Raw genomic sequence first — 2,248 nt, 5'->3', positions numbered from 1 at the left:
GAGCGTGTACCGCCCAGGCTTCGATAAGGTGCAGGAGTCGGTGGCGCTGACCCAAAACATCGACACCGGCAACAACCGGATCCTCTACACGGGCACCAACACCGGCAATGCGAAACTGAAGCCGCTGACGTCTGACAACTTCGACCTCGGCCTGGAGTGGTATCCGCGCGCAGGCCAGATGTTGACCGCCACGGCCTTCTACAAGGACGTGAAGGACCTGATCTACAAGTCGACCTACAGCCGCGACTACTTCAGCACTGACGGCAACGCTCAGTCTTTCCTGATCACGGGGCCGCGCAATTCCGCCAGGGCGTGGGTGCACGGCATCGAGCTCAAGGCCGAGACCTACCTCGACCACTTCGACTTCTTGAAGGACAAGCTGCCCGACTGGGCCAAGGGCTTCGGGGTTTCCGCCGACTACACCTACATCGGCAGCAGCCAGAAGTTCTATCGCGATGCCCAAGTGCAGTACTGCCCGTCCATCAGCGCCGTTACCAGCGATGCGCTCAAGGTCTACGGCTGCGACACCAACGGCCTGCAGTTTGGCGCCCTGCCGGTGCCAGGGCTGGTGAAGAACGCCGCCAACTTCGCACTGCGCTATGACCGTTATGGGTTCTCCGCTCGCTTGGCCTACAACTGGACCAGCCGCGTGCTGAAGAACGTCGGCAACGACAACAGCCCGAACGGCCAGAACGGCACCAGCGCCGATCCGGCGCGCTTGGGAATGCAGGACACCTGGTGGGGTCTTCCGCAGTACCAAGAGGGCTTCGGGCAGTGGGACGGCGGCGTGTCGTACAACTTCACGGACAAGTTCGGCATGTCGCTCAGCGTGACGAACCTGAACAACGTGACTGTGCGTTACCTCAACAAGCAGACGCCGGGCTTCATGGGCTCGAGCTGGAACTTCCCGGGCCGCAGCTACTACGTGACGGGCCGCTACGAGTTCTGACCCTCGCTGGGGCCTTTGAACCTCTGTCTCGGTTCCGGCCGGCCGCGAGGGCGTCCCTCGCGGCCGGCCGTTGTGCCGTTGGAGCAAACCTCATGATCAAACGTCCGTGCCTGCTGCCATGGTCCTGCGCGCGGCAGCGCTTTGCTGGCCTCGTTTCCCTGCCTGCCGACCTGATGGCGCGTGGCAGCGCCGAGGACGGCACCTGCAGGTCCGCTGTCGTCACCGGCGACCATCGCTAGTCGTTGCCCAAGCATGCAGGCCATGTCACAGCAGTACAACCGCATCGTCGTCGTCGGCGGGGGCAGCGCGGGGTGGATGACCGCCGCCGCCCTCGCCACCGGCTTGAAAGGCCGCGTCAGTGTCGAGCTCGTCGAGTCGGAGGAGATTCCGATCATCGGTGTCGGCGAGGCCACGTTCCCGTCAATACGCAACTACAACCAGCTGCTCGGCATTGACGAGGTCGAGTTCCTGCGCGCCACSAACGGCAGCTACAAGCTGGGCATCCGYTTCTGCGACTGGTTGGATGTGGGCCACGAGTACTTCCACACTTTCGGCCATTTCGGCAATGCATATTCCAGCGAACGTGAGCAGCCAGTTCAGCACGATGAGCACGCGATCCAGCGTGCATGATCACCGGCACGCGCCAGCGCGCGGCCAAGTCCGCGCCGGCTCCCGCAAGGCCAAGCCGTGACGCCACGCTGCGGCACCCTGTCGGCGCAGCCGACACACTGGACGCCCGCGCAGGCGTTGGCACTCTTCGAGTGCCTGCAGCCCCTGAGCGAGCAGCACTGGACCGTTTACGGATCCTCGGATCCAGCCCGACGGTTCACCGGGTCTCAATCTCCAGGACGCCCACCGAGTAGGCGGGTAGCGTCAGCGTGAATTCGCGCGCAATGCCCTTGAGGGGCTGGGTCTTCGGCGCGACGCGGGTCGGCTCGTCCAGCGAGTTGGCTGCATCGGGGTTGGCCGAGCTCATCACGGTCAGCTGGGCCGTGGGTGCAAGCTTGTTCACGCCGGTCAGCTTCACGCGCACCGGCTGATCGGTGGCGGCGCGGCTGGCGAACTTGATCTGGATGCGGCCCGGCTTGCCGGCCTCGTCCTTGCGCGTCACCACCCAGTGCAGGGCCGGGAAGGTCTTGCCGTTGTCACTGGTCCAGTTCGGGATGTCGCGCCCGGAGGACTCCAGCACCACGTCGCCCAGGTGGCTGGAGAACATGGTCTGCACGTAGTACGACGGCGTGCCATAGGACTTCAGCGCGTCGTAGCCGATCAGGTTGGTGGCCCATTGCAGGGACCGGT

At 64.5% G+C, this 2,248-nt stretch carries 4 protein-coding genes; 3 read left to right on the top strand and 1 reads right to left on the bottom strand.

The genetic code is table 11. From position 1 onward, the window contains the following. From ACXJKR_RS30250 to ACXJKR_RS30240, 3 genes are all read left to right on the top strand, one after another. Positions 1-949 (top strand): TonB-dependent receptor domain-containing protein (locus tag ACXJKR_RS30250; RefSeq protein WP_457325995.1); only part of this gene is annotated, 949 nt, incomplete at its 5' end. Positions 950-1,041: 92 nt separating this feature from the next. After that, on the top strand, positions 1,042-1,188 hold the full coding sequence (locus ACXJKR_RS30245) for a hypothetical protein (protein ID WP_457325994.1): 147 nt from the start codon (positions 1,042-1,044) through the stop codon (positions 1,186-1,188). 22 nt (positions 1,189-1,210) lie between these two features. Beyond that, the gene (locus ACXJKR_RS30240; protein ID WP_457325993.1) at positions 1,211-1,579 is read left to right on the top strand and encodes a tryptophan 7-halogenase; all 369 of its coding nucleotides are present in this window, start codon (positions 1,211-1,213) and stop codon (positions 1,577-1,579) included. Between the two features lie 196 nt (positions 1,580-1,775). Here the strand turns inward: ACXJKR_RS30240 and ACXJKR_RS30235 are convergent. Continuing rightward, positions 1,776-2,248: alpha-L-arabinofuranosidase C-terminal domain-containing protein (locus tag ACXJKR_RS30235; protein WP_457325992.1), on the bottom strand; the 473-nt coding region annotated here is incomplete at its 5' end.

The organism is Roseateles sp. P5_E11 (genome assembly GCF_054049355.1).
Note: the sequence above shows the minus strand (reverse complement) of the source record. Positions and strands in the feature narration are given on the sequence as shown.